At 37.0% G+C, this 15,759-nt stretch carries 15 protein-coding genes and 1 riboswitch; of the genes, 10 read left to right on the forward strand and 5 right to left on the reverse strand.

Annotation, left to right across the window (positions count from 1 at the left end; translation table 11 throughout):
* Positions 1-16: 16 nt before the first annotated feature.
* The 3 genes from IGJ18_RS00820 to IGJ18_RS00830 form a co-directional block, all read right to left on the reverse strand.
* On the reverse strand, positions 17-757 hold the full coding sequence (locus tag IGJ18_RS00820) for an amino acid ABC transporter ATP-binding protein (protein ID WP_010720365.1): 741 nt from the start codon (positions 755-757) through the stop codon (positions 17-19).
* Positions 758-769: 12 nt separating this feature from the next.
* Positions 770-2,365, reverse strand: coding sequence for an ABC transporter permease subunit (locus IGJ18_RS00825; RefSeq protein WP_010720364.1), 1,596 nt, complete (start codon positions 2,363-2,365; stop codon positions 770-772).
* Between the two features lie 249 nt (positions 2,366-2,614).
* A riboswitch (Lysine riboswitch) is annotated at positions 2,615-2,789 on the reverse strand.
* 325 nt (positions 2,790-3,114) lie between these two features.
* Positions 3,115-3,417 (reverse strand): hypothetical protein, encoded by a 303-nt coding sequence (locus IGJ18_RS00830; RefSeq protein ID WP_010736843.1) that lies wholly within the window; start codon positions 3,415-3,417, stop codon positions 3,115-3,117.
* Positions 3,418-3,638: 221 nt separating this feature from the next.
* Between IGJ18_RS00830 and IGJ18_RS00835 the strand changes: the two genes are divergently transcribed.
* The 6 genes from IGJ18_RS00835 (at position 3,639) to IGJ18_RS00860 (ending at position 8,460) form a co-directional block, all read left to right on the forward strand.
* Positions 3,639-4,364 (forward strand): NAD-dependent protein deacylase, encoded by a 726-nt coding sequence (locus IGJ18_RS00835; protein ID WP_010736844.1) that lies wholly within the window; start codon positions 3,639-3,641, stop codon positions 4,362-4,364.
* Entirely contained in the window at positions 4,354-5,205 is an 852-nt protein-coding gene (locus tag IGJ18_RS00840; protein ID WP_081204151.1) for a chorismate mutase, read from the forward strand. The genes IGJ18_RS00835 and IGJ18_RS00840 overlap by 11 nt, the downstream gene beginning before the upstream one ends.
* Positions 5,198-5,719, forward strand: a complete 522-nt coding sequence (locus IGJ18_RS00845) for a transcription repressor NadR (RefSeq protein ID WP_034698694.1) — start codon at positions 5,198-5,200, stop codon at positions 5,717-5,719. The genes IGJ18_RS00840 and IGJ18_RS00845 overlap by 8 nt, the downstream gene beginning before the upstream one ends.
* 257 nt (positions 5,720-5,976) lie before the next feature.
* Positions 5,977-6,690 carry a hypothetical protein gene (locus IGJ18_RS00850; protein WP_438842733.1) on the forward strand — a complete coding sequence of 238 codons (714 nt, stop codon included), beginning with the start codon at positions 5,977-5,979 and terminating at the stop codon, positions 6,688-6,690.
* Positions 6,691-7,025: 335 nt separating this feature from the next.
* Positions 7,026-7,268, forward strand: coding sequence for a hypothetical protein (locus tag IGJ18_RS00855; protein ID WP_242694072.1), 243 nt, complete (start codon positions 7,026-7,028; stop codon positions 7,266-7,268).
* A 115-nt stretch (positions 7,269-7,383) separates the two neighbouring features.
* On the forward strand, positions 7,384-8,460 hold the full coding sequence (locus IGJ18_RS00860) for a hypothetical protein (protein WP_438842734.1): 1,077 nt from the start codon (positions 7,384-7,386) through the stop codon (positions 8,458-8,460).
* A 144-nt stretch (positions 8,461-8,604) separates the two neighbouring features.
* On the opposite strand, the gene def is transcribed toward IGJ18_RS00860, so the two are convergent.
* Positions 8,605-9,168, reverse strand: coding sequence for a peptide deformylase (gene def, locus IGJ18_RS00865; RefSeq protein WP_010720354.1), 564 nt, complete (start codon positions 9,166-9,168; stop codon positions 8,605-8,607).
* Positions 9,169-9,416: 248 nt separating this feature from the next.
* Between def and rpsO the strand changes: the two genes are divergently transcribed.
* The 4 genes from rpsO (at position 9,417) to IGJ18_RS00885 (ending at position 14,605) form a co-directional block, all read left to right on the forward strand.
* The gene (gene rpsO / locus IGJ18_RS00870; RefSeq protein ID WP_010720353.1) at positions 9,417-9,686 is read left to right on the forward strand and encodes a 30S ribosomal protein S15; all 270 of its coding nucleotides are present in this window, start codon (positions 9,417-9,419) and stop codon (positions 9,684-9,686) included.
* Positions 9,687-9,868: 182 nt separating this feature from the next.
* On the forward strand, positions 9,869-11,992 hold the full coding sequence (gene pnp / locus IGJ18_RS00875; protein WP_063626433.1) for a polyribonucleotide nucleotidyltransferase: 2,124 nt from the start codon (positions 9,869-9,871) through the stop codon (positions 11,990-11,992).
* A 234-nt stretch (positions 11,993-12,226) separates the two neighbouring features.
* Positions 12,227-12,484 (forward strand): GlsB/YeaQ/YmgE family stress response membrane protein, encoded by a 258-nt coding sequence (locus tag IGJ18_RS00880; protein WP_010720351.1) that lies wholly within the window; start codon positions 12,227-12,229, stop codon positions 12,482-12,484.
* A gap of 126 nt (positions 12,485-12,610) precedes the next feature.
* On the forward strand, positions 12,611-14,605 hold the full coding sequence (locus tag IGJ18_RS00885) for a KUP/HAK/KT family potassium transporter (RefSeq protein WP_339087488.1): 1,995 nt from the start codon (positions 12,611-12,613) through the stop codon (positions 14,603-14,605).
* Between the two features lie 199 nt (positions 14,606-14,804).
* Here IGJ18_RS00885 and IGJ18_RS00890 read toward each other — a convergent pair whose 3' ends face one another.
* Positions 14,805-15,710, reverse strand: coding sequence for a hypothetical protein (locus IGJ18_RS00890; RefSeq protein WP_438842735.1), 906 nt, complete (start codon positions 15,708-15,710; stop codon positions 14,805-14,807).
* Positions 15,711-15,759: the final 49 nt, after the last annotated feature.

Raw genomic sequence — 15,759 nt, forward strand, 5'->3', positions numbered from 1 at the left:
GGATAAAGGCTTTCTTCTATTTTTTTAAGATACGTGATAAAAACTCTTTGGTGCGTTCTTCTTTTGGATGAACAAAAATATCATCAGAGGTTCCTTCTTCAGCAACAACACCTTTATCCATGAAGATGACACGATCAGAAACATCTTTTGCAAATTCCATTTCATGTGTCACGATAATCATCGTTAAACCAGTGTGAGCTAGGTCTTGAATGGTATTCAATACTTCTCCGACCATCTCAGGATCAAGTGCTGATGTTGGTTCATCAAATAACATTACATCTGGGTCCATTGAGAGGGCTCTAGCGATTGCCACACGTTGTTTTTGACCACCTGATAATTGAGAAGGTTTGGCTTCAATATAACGTTCCATTCCAACTTTTTCTAGATTTTCAAGAGCGACTTTACGAGCTTCGTCTTTGTTTCTTTTTAAGACAGTCGTCTGACCAGACATACAGTTTTCTAAGACATTCATGTTATTGAAAAGATTGAACGATTGGAATACCATTCCGACATTTGTTCGATATTTAGGCAAGTTATATTTTGGCGCAAGAATATTTTCGCCATTATACATAATTTCGCCACCAGTAGGTTTTTCTAAAAGGTTGATGCAGCGTAAGAAAGTTGATTTACCAGAGCCAGAAGAACCAATGATGGTTACAACTTCACCTTTATGGATATCCATGCTGATGTCTTTTAATACTTCATTTTCACCAAAGCTTTTTCTTAAATGATTGATTTTAATGATTTCTTCACTCATGATTCTTCCTCCTTATTCCTGCAAGTTGGCGTTGTCAACTTCTTCAATTTTTGTATAGGCTGAAGGACCATCGATTTTTTTCTCCACTACACGCAAGATTCTGGTAATCGTAAAGGTCATAACCAAGTAAATGATACCTACGATTGTAAATGTTTGGAAGAATTGGAAGTTTGCTCCTGCAGCAGAGTTTCCTTGGAAGAATAGATCAGCTACACCAATAACACTTAAGACTGCTGTATCTTTGATATTGATAACAAATTCATTCCCGGTCGCAGGTAAGATGTTACGTAAGACCTGAGGAACAACTACTTTTCGCATTGTTTGTCCATGTGTCATACCAATTGCTTGCGCTGCTTCAAATTGTCCTTCATCGACAGCGAAAATACCACCACGGACGATTTCAGTCATATAAGCACCAGTATTGATCGATACAATGAATAAGGCAGCAATCGTACGATCAAGGGAGATTCCAAAGGCTAATGCTAATCCGTAAAAGACGACCATAGCTTGAACCATCATTGGTGTTCCACGGAATATTTCAATATAAATCGATAGTAGTAGATTTGCTAACTTTTGGAAGAAACGTGTCACGGCATTGTCAGACTCAGGAATAGAACGGAAAACACCGATCAACAAGCCTAAGGTAGTTCCAATAACTGTCCCAATCAATGCAATAAATAACGTAAGTCCTGCACCACGAAGGAACATATTCCCATATTGATCCCAAATCGTTTTGAAATCAGTGAACAAACCAGCTTTTTCTCCCTCTGTATTTGTTGAAGCGGGTTGATCTTTGATTGCTTGATCCATAATTTCTGTACGTTCTTTTTGAGAGATACCGCTAAGAATTTGGTTAACTTTTTGGATATCTGGGTCACCTTTACGCATTCCAATAGCGATTTGGACATCTTCAGGATTTGTTTGAAAACCATTCTGACCAGTAAATTCTAACATTTTTAAATCTTTATTGACGCTAGTTGCTGTTACCCCTTCAGGTCGTTCGCTGACATAACCATCAATCATACCTGAAGCAAGAGCGGTACGCATCGCAGAGAAGTTATCCATTGCTTGTTGCTTTTGCACATCAGGAATTTGATCGATGACATTATAATGGAAAGTATTCAATTGAGCAGTAATCTTAGCATTTGATAGATCCGCCAAACTTTTTGCATTGGCATATTTACTATCTTTTTTGACGACTACAACAAGTTGTGATTCATAATAAGGATCGGTAAAATCAATTTCTTTTTTACGTTCTGCTGTGGGGCTCATCCCAGCAATGATCGCATCGATTTTGCCAGATTGTAACGCAGGGGCTAATCCATCCCATTTGGTTTGCATGATGACTAATTTTTTCCCTAATCCATCCGCAACTTTTTTGGCAATTTGGACGTCATAACCACCAGCATAGCTTTTTTGACCTTGGATCGGTACAGCGTTGTTGGCATCTGTTTGCTGTGACCAGTTGAAAGGGGCATACCCCGCTTCCATACCTACACGGAACTCATCTGTTGGTGTTTTCTCATCGGCATTCACGAAACTTCCTACAGTGAAGAATGAAAAAATAAATGCCATCAATAGGGTAAGTGTAACTGAACTTTTTTTCATAATCTTTCTCCTTTTCTTTTTACACATACGGCTCGACGATTTCATCAGGAATGAAACGGGCGAAGTTCCGCTTCAGCTAACTTAATTTTACTGTCAGATAGACGTACTTATCAAATTAACTGTTTACGCATAATTTTTTTACGAGCGGTTAAACAAATGCGTTGCAGTAGCTTATCAGGAGAAATAAAAAACGACCGCTTCAAGAATATAAAAGGGTCGCTAACATTTCACAAAAGTGATAAACCTCTCACAAAACATAGCGCAACTTAGCATCACTGCTAAGACAGTCCACAAGCTCTTAACTTGTGTCCCAACGTAAACTTCAAGCAAAGAAGAGTACATTTCGGCGATCTTCCCTAGTCCTGCTTCACGGTGTTTGCTTCACTCCACAGGGTTAATGATTCTCGCGACCTCTACCTCATTGATTGAGGTATCTCGTATTCAGTTATTTATACAAAAAATAGTTTACGATAGACAAAGCACTTTGTCAATCTATAACAGAAGTTTTCTTGTGAAGTATTGATAGCTATAGAAAATTTCTATAATTATACAAAAAATAAGAAAAATGATATTCAAAAAGAGCGAGAGTTGTAAAAGAATAATTATTCATTAAATAAATAAAAATTAGGACACGAATCTATTTAAGTGTCCTAATTCCTACTTATTATATAAAATAAAGCAGTCGAAAAGATGAGCTGCTTAGCAATAGCTGACCCAATCAATCATTTTCGATCCTGACTTTCTGTATATTATGCTGTTTTACTAACTACTTTTTTTTCACGACCTAAGATTGCTTGAAGAATAATCGTTACGCCATAAATAGCCAATATTAGATAAATCAGACTTGAATATTGAGTGATTCCCCAACCCCATGTTCGGAAAATAACTAAGGTAATCGCTAAAACGATCGCAGCAAGTACATTGAAAAATGCAAATGCCCAAAGATTTCCATTTTCTTTACGAGCAAGGTAAAAAATTGAAAAATAAATACTTAATGCTAACCAGGCGATACAAGCTAAAATCACGCCCCAGTAAATAATGGATGGTACCATACCAACTCACCTCACTTTTGTTCTATATGCTTGGTTTATCGTACTATTAGATAGCAATAGTGATGATCATATCGAAGAATCTAGCAGTATTGTAGCACGTTTTCATTGGTTTGTCAGTCTATATTGTGAGATGTTTCTCAAAAAATGAAATCGTTTGAATAAAAAGTACGATCAATCAATAAACGAAAGATAGATGTATAATAAGAGAGAGGTGAAAGGAAATGAAAAAAGTAACCGTTGAAGAAGCGGTAGCAACAATAGCCACTAGTTCAAAAATCACTTTCCTAACTGGCGCTGGGGTATCAACGCCTTCTGGTATTCCCGACTATCGATCGTTAAAAGGAATCTATCATGGATTGGAACAACCCGAATACCTTCTAAGTCATGAAGCAATGAACAATGAGCCACAAAAATTTTATTCATTTGTGAAAAAAATCTATCATCCAACAGCAAGACCAAATATTATTCACTTAGAAATGGCAAAGTTAGCCTCAAAAAAGCAAGTTTGGGTAGTTTCCCAAAATATCGATGGATTACATGAAAAAGCGGGAAGTCCAAAACTTGTGAATTTTCACGGAAATCTTTATCATTGCTATTGTAGGAAATGTGGGAACACCGTTTCTTGGGAAACCTATTTACAAACAGATCAACATGCAACATGTGGGGGACAAATTCGACCAGATATCGTGTTGTATGGGGAGGGATTTAATGATGAAGTCATAGAGCGAGCAACATCGGCTGTTCAACAAGCAGAGTTGATCGTCATCGTCGGAACGAGTTTTCAAGTACACCCGTTTTGTGACTTAATCCAATTTCGTAATACGAAGTCTCAAATCTTAGTAATCAACCAAGAGCCAATCCAGTTAGACCAAGAATATGATTTTCTGCAAACGGACGGTGCTATAGTATTTGAAAAATTATCAAAAGGAGCAAATTATGACCATTAGAACAGAAAAAGAAAAAATGATTGCTGGCGAATTATATTTTGCTAATGATCCGGAATTAGTAGCGGATCGTCAATACGCAAGAAGCCAAAGTACGATCATCAACCAAGCAGAAACAGCAGAGCTACGTTCTCAATTACTAAAAGAAACCTTTGGAAAAACGGGAGAAAAAATCTACATGGAGCCAACGATCAATTTTGATTATGGTTACAATATTCGTGTAGGTGAAAACTTCTATGCGAACTACAACTGTACATTTTTAGATGTAAGTACGATCGAAATCGGCGACAATTGCATGTTTGCTCCAAATGTTCAACTTTATACAGCCACTCATCCACTTCATCCAGTGAAAAGAAATAGTGGCTTAGAATATGCGAAACCAATCAAAATTGGTCATAATGTCTGGCTTGGTGGTGGTGTGATTGTTACGCCAGGTGTTACGTTAGGAAACAATGTCGTAGTTGGAGCGGGTTCTGTTGTAACTAAATCTTTTCCTGATAATGTAGTGATTGCAGGTAATCCTGCTCGAGTAATCAAAAAAATATTAGAAGATCAACAACCAGAAAAACTTGAAGACTTACGTCAAACAATCGATCAGATTGATCAACAAATCGTCAAATTACTAGAAAAACGTATGGACACGGTAACGAAAATTGGCGAAACCAAACAAGCATCGAAAAAAGCAGTCTATGACGAAAAAAGGGAGCAAGAAGTATTAGAAAAAATCGCTAGTCGGTTAGAAAATACGAAATATAAAGAAACGATCACAGCGACATATATCGATCTTATGAAACATTCTCGTGATTATCAAAATGAATTGAATGGGGAGAAAGTGGATGATTGATGGAGAAGCACGGCGCAAAGAGATTCTGCATACCCTGGCAAATGAAGAAAAACCGGTCAGTGCCAGCAAATTCGCTTCACGTTTTCAAGTGAGCCGTCAAATCATTGTCGGAGATATTGCGTTGTTGAGGGCATCAGGTGCGACTATTATTGCAACGGCAAGAGGTTACGTTCTTGAAACCAATGAAACACAGAACGGCTTAGTGAGCAAGATTGCTGTCCAACATGGTCGTGAGCAAACAGAAGAAGAGTTGCGCTTGATCGTTGAAGCTGGTGGCGAAGTTTTAGATGTCATTGTAGAACATCCCTTATATGGTGAGTTGACAGGCATGCTTCATATCCAAACAACTCAAGAAATTGAATTGTTTATGAAACGCTATAAAAAAAGTAATGCTACGTTGTTATCTGAGCTGACCGATGGGATTCATCTACATACCATCCGTTATCCAGATACTAATGTGTTGAGAACGATTAAGCAACAGTTGATAAAAGCAGGAATTCTCTATGAAGGCTAATGAAGAGCAGAGTAGTCTGGGATGAATATATAAGAACATTAAATAGTGAATAACTGGTATGATTTGTCCATTTATGAATCGTACCAGTTATTTTATTTTTTTGAAAAAATAAGCGTTCGACTATTTTATTTATAAATTACAATAATACGGAATATGAATAATTCAAGCACTATTCTTCTACATAATAAAAAAATAGTGGGAACCAAGTTTAGCAATAGATGTTTTTAATACATACTAAAGTAAAGGAGTTAAACCAAATGGATAAATTCACTAGCAAAACAGTACAAGGAAATGGTGAAAAGGCTAAAGTCACAGCAAACATCCAAGAAAACGCAGAAGTGAAAGACCAAAAAGAAGTAAATTCACCAAATAATCTACTGAAAACAAGTGGAACAGTAAATACAAATATGCCTTTTATCCAGCAAAAAATAGAAGAAATTTTCACTTCACAATGGGGAATTCAAGCAATAGGACAAAAAGGAGAACAACTATTAAATAAATCAAGATTTTACCGCGTTACATACTTTAAAAACCAGAAGAATCAGAATATTGAGGAAATTAGTAACAAATTCAACGAGTTAAACAAAACAAGTGGAATAGTCAATCCAATTCCGACTTTCATCAATCAAAAGTTAGAAGAAACTTTCCTATTGAACAAGCGTATTCTGGAAATACATGACACAACAGAAATAGATAGTAAGTCAAAGAAATCAATGATTGAGAACTTAGAAAATTCGAAGGATAAGCTTATGGATCAATTAATTAAGGAAGTTAGCGAAGAATTCAACAAATTAACAAAAGAACAATCAAAACAGACATTAAGAAGCATGAAAGAAATACAAAAGGTAAAAAACACAAGACAAAATCCTTTATCTAAAAGGGCAAACTCTTCACCACAAAAAGCAGAACCAGATCCAAAGAAGTCCAAGATAATGCAACAAGTAGGCCAACCGGATCAAAGTCGGTCATGATATCTGAAATGGTTAAGGTAAGATCGTTACACTAAGAGAATAATATTGTAGTACAAGAGTTTACGTACTTGAAACTAATGAAACAAAGAACGGCTTAGCGAGGAAAAGAGTTGCCTGGGCTGAATATATAAGAACATTAAATAATAAATAACTGGTATGATTTATCCATTTACGAATCGTACCAGTTATTTTATTTTTGGGAAAAAGAAGGAAGAAACTAGTTTCATTTTCTAAGTAAAATGGGACAATAGGAAGTTTTGCAGCTGAATTTGTTTTTTGATACTACTTCTTACAGAAGCATTCGTGACATAAATAAAATATAGGAGTTGAAGCGCATGATAGGATGGATCTGTCAGTTTGAAGATGTGATTCGCTTTTTGGATGATGAAATTAGCGTAAATTTAAAGCAAGCTAACTTACGAATAGCAACATTCAATGCATGTTCAAATAAAAATCAGACTGAAATAAGCCTCCTAAATAAAGGGGAGGATGCTCAATCTAAGCTAATAAAAGAACAATCTCAACGCTTGTCTATGAAAAATTATGCACAGAAAGATATTAGTTATCTATCGAAATAAAAGCTTGCTGAATATGCAAATATAGCAGAACAGCGAATCATCGAATGAAAGACAAAGAATTCTGGAGATAAAGTACTGGAACAACAAGCTAGTTTTTGGAAGGGGTACAATAAAGTTGCTATCTGAATTAAAGAGTATTGAAATGTTGGAAAAGCGGAAAAGAAATATAATAGAATTCCCCTTTTTATACGAACAAAGCACCGTTGAACAAACGATCAGTTGGTTCGATGAAAACTGGGGATCGGATTTCGATAGAAGTGGGCGTACAAAGGCTCTCTTAAAAAAGAACCTTACCATTTGCCAAGAGGATCTAGAATTTAGAGCACAAGCAGATAAATTACAAGATGAGGTGAATAAGCGACCTGTTTCAGAAATAAATGCATTTTTAAGAGCAGTGGCAGAACGAATAGTTAAAATACAAACAAAACTACAAGAAATCGAATTAAACTCTTCTGAATTTGACTGGCGGGACCTAGATTCTGCAAAAAAAGAATTAGAGAAGTGGAAAGGTTTCGTGGTGGAAATATACAAGTCGCAGGCTGTTCTGATACAACCTGATCTATATGATAAAAATACAGTTGAGGATAAAATAAAACAATTGCCGAGTAATAATGCCACGCTCTTTAATTTGATGGCTAGAAAAAGATGCGAGAAAGATCTTGCGTTACGATCTGAAGCAGAAACAATAATTGAAAATATAAAATGCAAAAATACTCCAGAAATAGTACATATATTAAAAAAAATAGAAGGTCAAATTGAAAAAATTAAAGTTGGGATCAATAAATTAAAAGTATCAAATTCTGAATTAGAGACAGAAATTACTAAAAATCAATTAATGCAAAAAGATGAGCTAATAGGAGAACGCAAAGATCAATTAAAAATCTTGACTCAGCAACTTCGTGCTCAGCGAGAGAATCAATGCTATGCGCAACAGAACGGAGAACAACAGTTAGACAAATGGATGGAAATGATTGGTGAAATAAAACGTTGGGCAAAAACAAACAAGATAGACCTATTGGAGTTGGAAAAGAATCTGACGTTAAGCCCATCTCCAGAGAATCTAGGGCAGAAAAAGATAGTAGAAGGCACAACTAGAGCGGGAGGTAAACTTGAACGACAAGAAGAAAAGTTGGGAGAAAATAGACATAGTAAAGACAGAAACCAGTTTAATGGACAACGAACACATCGCTGATTCTTAGTAATATAAAAAAGGAGTGGGGCTCCCCTCGTCAAAAAGCAACATCTTCGAAAAAATGAGTAGCGATTTCCGAAGATGTTGCTTTTTAGTTCAATTTCTTACGAATCATTTAGATTGAAATACAACTTTCAATCATTTTTATTCAATCACCAATACGCCTTCTTTAAGGGCAAATGGATTCTTTTCGTTGATATGGTCGTAGAACATCACGCCGTTGATATGATCAATTTCGTGTTGGACAACGATTGCCTCATAATTTTTCAAGCGGATTTTATGTTTCTCGCCATTCATATCTGTATAAGAAACCGTGATCTTAGCGTGGCGGACTACGTAGCCAGGTACTTCTCGGTCAACAGATAAACAGCCTTCTCCTTCGCCAAGGCAAGCATCTTGAACTGAGTGACTAAGGATTTTTGGATTATACATTACCGTACTTAGCGTGGGTTCTGTTACTTCTGGATCAGGGCTTGGCACGTGTACAGCAATGATGCGTTTAGAAATATCTAATTGAGGAGCAGCTAAACCAACCCCTCCACGTAAGTTTAATTCTTCCGCTTTGATTGGATCTTGGCTATTTTTCAGGAATTCGAGCATTTCTTTTCCTAGGTCGATATTTTCTTTGCTTAATGGGAGAGCAACTTCTTCAGCTACTTCCCGCAAAGTAGGATTTCCTTCACGGATGATATTATCCATTGTGATCATGGAATATGTACCCCTTTCTTTTTAGACAGTTATACGTCTATTTTCGCATTATAGTTTAACATAAAATTTAAAAAGTAGGAGAAAGTTTGTTTAAAAACTAAATTTTCTTAATGATTCTTCACTTGATTTCTCCCGTAGATTCAGGTAAAGTATAGCTGTATGCGTAAGGCATATCGCCTGTTACTTGGTTAAGCGAATCACCAACGTTTTACTCAGTCACAGGGGAATAATCGAAAGAGGTGAAAGAAATGGCAATTTCAAAAGAACGTAAAAATGAAATCATCAAAGACTATGCACGCCATGAAGGGGATACTGGTTCTCCAGAAGTACAAATCGCTGTATTAACGGAAGAAATCAACCACTTGAATGAACATGCACGTATGCATAAAAAAGATCATCATTCATACCGTGGCCTAATGAAAAAAGTTGGTCACCGTCGTAACTTGTTAGCTTACCTACGTAAGACCGATGTACAACGTTACCGCGAATTGATCAAACGCTTAGGTCTACGCCGTTAATTTTGACAAAAAGAGTGGGGTTCAAATGAATCTCACTTTTTTTACTGTAATACCTAATACAACCATTCTCGAAAAAAGCATGATAGACTCCTACTAACCAAATGAAAGCTGGATAAGCGACGTTTGGCGGTTTTCATTTGTTTAGTAGCGTCTTGCTTTCACGAGAAAGAAAAGGAGTAATTATGTCAGAAAAACAAATATTCAAAACGACATGGGGAGGCCGTCCCTTACAAATCGAAGTCGGTCAATTAGCAAAACAAGCGAACGGAGCAGTTTTAGTTCGCTATGGAGATACTGTAGTTTTAAGTGCGGCAGTTGCTTCAAAAGAAGCAAAAGATACTGACTTCTTCCCGTTGACGATCAACTATGAAGAAAAGATGTATGCTGCCGGTAAAATTCCTGGAGGATTTATCAAGCGTGAAGGTCGTCCAAGTACAGAAGCAACTTTAACGGCTCGCTTGATCGACCGTCCGATCCGCCCAATGTTTGCGGATGGCTTCCGTAACGAAGTTCAAGTAACCAACATCGTGATGAGTGTTGAAACAGATTGTTCACCTGCGATGGCTGCAATGCTAGGTTCTTCTTTAGCATTATCAATTTCAGATATTCCATTTGATGGACCAATTGCTGGTGTCGAAGTCGGCCGTGTGAATGGCGAATATGTCTTGAATCCAACAGTTGAACAAGCGGAACAAACAGATATTGAACTAAGTGTTGCAGGTACAAAACAAGCAATCAACATGGTTGAAAGTGGTGCGAAAGAAGTTTCTGAAGAAGATATGCTTGGAGCATTACTATTTGGTTTTGATGCAATCAAAGAATTAGTTGCTTTCCAAGAAGAAATCGTCCAAGCTGTCGGCAAAGAGAAAATGGAAGTTTCTTTGTTACAAGTAGATGCAGATTTGAAAAAAGAAATCTTTGATGCTTCTTATGCAACGATGAAAACGGCTGTTATGACAGAAGAAAAACTAGCTCGTGAAGACAATATCGAACAAGTAAAAATCGATATTCGTGAAGCTTATGCCGAAAAATTTATCGGGCATGAAGAGGAAGATCAATTACTAAAAGAAGTAAAACAAATTACTGAGGACTTAGAAAAAGATGTAGTTCGTGAATTGATCACGATCGACAAGATTCGTCCTGATGGGCGTAAATTGGACGAAATCCGTCCACTAGCTTCAGAAGTAAGCTTGTTGCCACGGGTGCATGGTTCAGGTTTGTTTACTCGAGGACAAACTCAAGCATTATCTGCTTGTACGCTTGCGCCACTAGGTGAACACCAAATTATTGATGGACTGGGAGTAGAAGTTAGCAAACGATTCATCCACCATTACAACTTCCCACAATTTTCTGTTGGTTCAACAGGGCGTGCGGGATCACCTGGTCGTCGTGAAATCGGACATGGTGCTTTAGGTGAACGTGCGCTAGCACAAGTGATTCCTTCAGAAGAAGATTTCCCTTATACAATCCGTTTAGTGGCAGAAGTTTTAGAATCGAATGGTTCTTCTTCACAAGCAAGTATCTGTGCTGGGACATTAGCATTGATGGATGCCGGTGTACCAATCAAAGCACCAGTTGCAGGGATTGCAATGGGACTTGTTTCAGATGGCGAAAACTATACAATTTTAACAGATATCCAAGGATTAGAAGATCATCTGGGAGATATGGACTTTAAAGTGGCTGGAACTAAAGACGGGATAACTGCTCTACAAATGGATATTAAGATCCAAGGGATTACGGAACAAATCCTAAAAGAAGCGCTAGCCCAAGCAAAACAAGCACGTATGGAAATCTTAGAAGAATTGACTTCAACGATTGCAGCACCTCGTGAAGAATTAAGCCCATATGCACCGAAAATCGAAATGATCCAAATCGACCCTGCGAAGATCAAAGATGTGATCGGTAAAGGTGGCGACACAATCAATGGTATCATTGAAGAAACTGGTGTGAAAATCGATATCGATCAAGATGGTAAAGTAAGTATTGCTTCATCTGATAAAGAAATGATCCAAAAAGCAATCAAGATCATTGAAGACTTAACCAAAGAAGTAAAAGTCGGTGAGGTTTATCTAGGAAAAGTAGTTCGTATTGAAAAATTTGGTGCTTTCGTTAACTTGATCAAAGGAAAAGACGGATTGGTTCACATCTCTCAACTTTCAAATGACCGTGTCAATAAAGTAGAAGATGTAGTCAAATTGGGTGATGAAGTCCTTGTCAAAGTAACTGAGATTGACAAACAAGGTCGCGTAAATCTTTCTAGAAAAGCGATGTTAACAGAAGATGGTTCTGAAAAAGAAACAAAATAATCGTTTAAGCGATAAAATAGCAAAAAGAGTAATCTGAGGGTTGAAATGCCTACGTCAGTGAAAAATACTTGTTTTTGCTACATTGAAAAAGAAGGAGTGAGACAATGTCTTACTCCTTCTTTTTATAGCTAAAATCCCTCTGGAAAGTTTACTTGGATAAAAGCTATTCATAATCTTTGGTCTAATTTTCAAAATAACGTAAAATAAAGGTGTATTTTTTAAGGAGGGAACGAGATGCTTTATTTTTTTCTGACTTTGATCGTTGGTGGCGTTTTAGGTCTGTTCGCTGGATTGATCTTAAATGAGGATGTACCTGGCGGTGTCACTGGAAATGTAGTGATCGGTTTTTTAGGAAGCTGGTTAGGAGAATTTGTTCTTGGTGAATTAGGTCCCTCGATCAAAGGATTCTACCTCATCCCTTCATTGCTAGGAGCTCTTTTTTGTCTCGGTGTGTATTCATTTTTAGCAGACTATATCCGTCGACATTACTAAATGAAATCTTGTATAATGATTTGACACTTCGTAGGGGTCTCTAGTTAAGTAAATCACATGAAATAAAAGATCAATGATTTGTGAAGAAAATACGATAGTGAACGAAAGTAGAAAAGAGGGGGACAATTGACAACAAAACACAACACTAAAAAAATTTCAATGGCTGGTCTATTAGTTGCGATGGGCGTAGTTTACGGAGATATTGGAACGAGTCCACTATATGTAATGAAGGCCATCGTAGAAGATAACGGAGGACTACGAGGTATCAATCCTGAATTTGTCCTTGGTTCGGTGTCATTGATTTTTTGGACACTAACATTACTTACCACAATCAAGTATGTGGTGATTGCGTTAAATGCCGATAACCACGGTGAAGGTGGGATTTTTTCTTTATATACACTGGTCAGGAAAGGGAGCAAATACTTGATCATTCCGGCAATGATCGGTGGAGCTGCTTTACTTGCTGATGGAGTATTGACCCCAGCGGTGACTGTCACGACAGCAATTGAGGGGTTAAGAGGTATCCCACAATTTTTTGATCGATTCGGTAACAATCAAAATATTATTGTCATTATTACATTAGTCATCATTTTCGTATTATTTATGGTTCAACGATTCGGTACCGAGATAGTAGGAAAAGCGTTTGGTCCGATCATGTTTTTATGGTTTACTTTTTTAGGTGTGATGGGTTTAATAAATTTCAGCCAAGACTGGACGGTGATCCGAGCGTTGAACCCCTACTACGCGATTCGCCTACTTTTTAGTCCAGACAATCGATTAGGTCTCTTTATTTTAGGAAACATCTTTCTGGCTACGACAGGGGCGGAAGCATTGTATTCTGACTTGGGGCATGTGGGGAAATTAAATATCCGTTTAAGTTGGCCTTACGTTAAACTTTGCTTAGTATTGAATTACTTCGGACAAGCGGCTTGGTTACTGAATATTTATCAAAATCAAGAGGTGCAACAAATCAATAATCTCAATCCATTTTTCCAAATGTTACCTAAAGGTTGGTTGATTATTGGCGTTGGGTTTGCTACGATCGCTGCGGTCATTGCTTCACAGGCTTTGATTACTGGATCATTTACATTGGTATCAGAGGCGATTAAGTTAAAACTCTTACCACGCTTGAAAATCATGTACCCAGGAAACAGTATCGGTCAGATGTATATTCCCGCGGTTAATTTGATTTTATGGTTGGCTTGTTCGTTGATCGTGGTTACTTTCCGGACATCACATCATATGGAAGCAGCCTATGGACTTTCAATTACTGTCACGATGTTGATGACGACGGTACTTCTTTATTTCTATTTAATCCAAAGCAACTATTCCAAATGGTTCGCCTGGATTGTGTCTTTCTTTTTTGGTGCGATCGAGATCATCTTTTTCATCTCAAGTATCGTGAAGTTTTTCCACGGAGGGTTTGTTGCGGTGTTGATGGCGATCATTATTTTAGCTGTCATGTTTATTTGGGAACAAGGAAATATCATCCGTGAGTCTGCTGCGGAAGATGTGGCATTAAAAGATTACATTCCACAATTAGCGGAATTAAGAGATGATCACTCATTGCCACTTTATCAAACTAATGTGGTGTTCTTAGTACCAGATATGGCCGAAGGAAAAGTTGGTAGACAATTTGTCTACTCGATTCTGGACAAACGACCAAAAAGAGCACGTGTATATTGGTTCGTACATGTGGAAGTGACGGATGAACCTTATACGAAAGAATACCAAATCGATATGATGGATACTGATTTTGTCGTACAAGTGAATCTCTTCTTAGGATTCAGAGTACAACAAGAAATCAATGTCTATGTTCGTCAAATCATTCATGATTTGATGAAACAAGGAAGATTACCAAAACAACCGCAGACTTATTCGTTAACTCCGGGAAGAGAAGTCGGTGATTTCCAATTTATCTTGATTGATGAAGTGATCTCAAATGTGACGACTCTCAGCAAATGGGAACGACAAATCATGCAAGCAAAACTTGCAATTAAAAAAATTGCGACCACGCCAGAAACTTGGTTTGGCTTGGAGTATAGTGAAGTAAAGCATGAAACAGTACCGTTACTAATTGGTGTAACAAGAAAAACGTGGTTAAAAGAACGGAAAAGTTAAACTTTAGCGAATAAAGTATTTACGTGAGGTTGTGACAGAAGTGTCTAGCTTTGAGAAATAAGCCGAAGAATCCGAAAATAGTTTCTCATATTTTTGGAATTCTTCGGCTTATTTCCGATAGAGCTACTTCTAGAACACCGTTTATTCATTTTTAGAGCGAAGAGTAAACTTTATGTCCTAGTCTCACTATTTTTAGTGATTAACGTTGTGGAGAGGTTTTATCTTTTTCCGTATTACTTAAAGGCTCGCTAGGGACACTATTTATGGCTTTTTCTGTCAAGTTTTTTATGCAAGATTTATTATGTAAGTCATTTTCCACTGTATTTGGTTTTATGTAAGTATTATAGATATAATCTTTCATATTGTTTCGTGTTTGTGGATTATTTTGGGTACTTGATAGTTTGTCTCTATTTTTGTCGGAATTCGCTATAATATTTGTTTGATTTGCTTCAATTATCTTTTTTGTTATAGTTTCTCGATCCTTTATTTCTGGCGAGTCAAGGTTAGCCATGATAAGTTTGATACTTATGGGCGTATAGCTTAATTCAGCTAAACATTCCAAGGTTTTGCTTAATTCACCTGTGTTAAGCATTTCTTTGAAATTGTCAATAGTTTTTAGTAACTCCTTGTTGGATGAAAAATCGGTTGACTTCTTTGATTTAGAAGCGTTAATTATTTTTTCTGTTTCAGCTATTCGATTGATTGATTTTGGTAACTGAAGGTTAGTCGTGATCATTTTGGTGACCGCTTTTCCATAGCCGAATGTAGCTAGAGCAGCTAAAGTTTCTGTTGGTCCATGAACTTTAAGCATCGCATTCCATATGTTGATAGTATCTAGTAACCTATCTTTGGATATGAACACCTCGGCGGTAGTGTTTTTGTTTGAAGGAAGAACTAGCTTTTTCATAGATGTTCGATTGCTTGGTTTTGGTAACCGAAGCTTATCCGCAATCAATTTGATGTCCGAATTTTTATAGTTGAATGCAGTTAAAGTCTCTAAAGTTTCGTTTTTTCCGTAAACTTTAAGCATTGCCTTCCATGCGTTAATTGTGTTTAGTAATTCCTGGTTGGATGAAAAATCGGTCGTTTCATTTGATTTATCCACATTATTTGGCATAAAATGATCTCCCTTAAATTATTTTTTATTAAATTCA

This window comes from Enterococcus sp. AZ078, from assembly GCF_051714985.1.
GTDB classification, from domain to species: Bacteria; Bacillota; Bacilli; order Lactobacillales; family Enterococcaceae; genus Enterococcus_B; species Enterococcus_B hirae.

Coding starts and splice junctions, on each gene's coding strand:
- IGJ18_RS00820 (WP_010720365.1), bottom strand. CDS start 757: ATGAGTGAAGAAATCATTAAAATCAATCATTTAAGAAAAAGCTTTGGT.
- IGJ18_RS00825 (WP_010720364.1), bottom strand. CDS start 2,365: ATGAAAAAAAGTTCAGTTACACTTACCCTATTGATGGCATTTATTTTT.
- IGJ18_RS00830 (WP_010736843.1), bottom strand. CDS start 3,417: ATGGTACCATCCATTATTTACTGGGGCGTGATTTTAGCTTGTATCGCC.
- IGJ18_RS00835 (WP_010736844.1), top strand. CDS start 3,639: ATGAAAAAAGTAACCGTTGAAGAAGCGGTAGCAACAATAGCCACTAGT.
- IGJ18_RS00840 (WP_081204151.1), top strand. CDS start 4,354: ATGACCATTAGAACAGAAAAAGAAAAAATGATTGCTGGCGAATTATAT.
- IGJ18_RS00845 (WP_034698694.1), top strand. CDS start 5,198: ATGATTGATGGAGAAGCACGGCGCAAAGAGATTCTGCATACCCTGGCA.
- IGJ18_RS00850 (WP_438842733.1), top strand. CDS start 5,977: ATGGATAAATTCACTAGCAAAACAGTACAAGGAAATGGTGAAAAGGCT.
- IGJ18_RS00855 (WP_242694072.1), top strand. CDS start 7,026: ATGATAGGATGGATCTGTCAGTTTGAAGATGTGATTCGCTTTTTGGAT.
- def (WP_010720354.1), bottom strand. CDS start 9,168: ATGATCACAATGGATAATATCATCCGTGAAGGAAATCCTACTTTGCGG.
- rpsO (WP_010720353.1), top strand. CDS start 9,417: ATGGCAATTTCAAAAGAACGTAAAAATGAAATCATCAAAGACTATGCA.
- pnp (WP_063626433.1), top strand. CDS start 9,869: ATGTCAGAAAAACAAATATTCAAAACGACATGGGGAGGCCGTCCCTTA.
- IGJ18_RS00880 (WP_010720351.1), top strand. CDS start 12,227: ATGCTTTATTTTTTTCTGACTTTGATCGTTGGTGGCGTTTTAGGTCTG.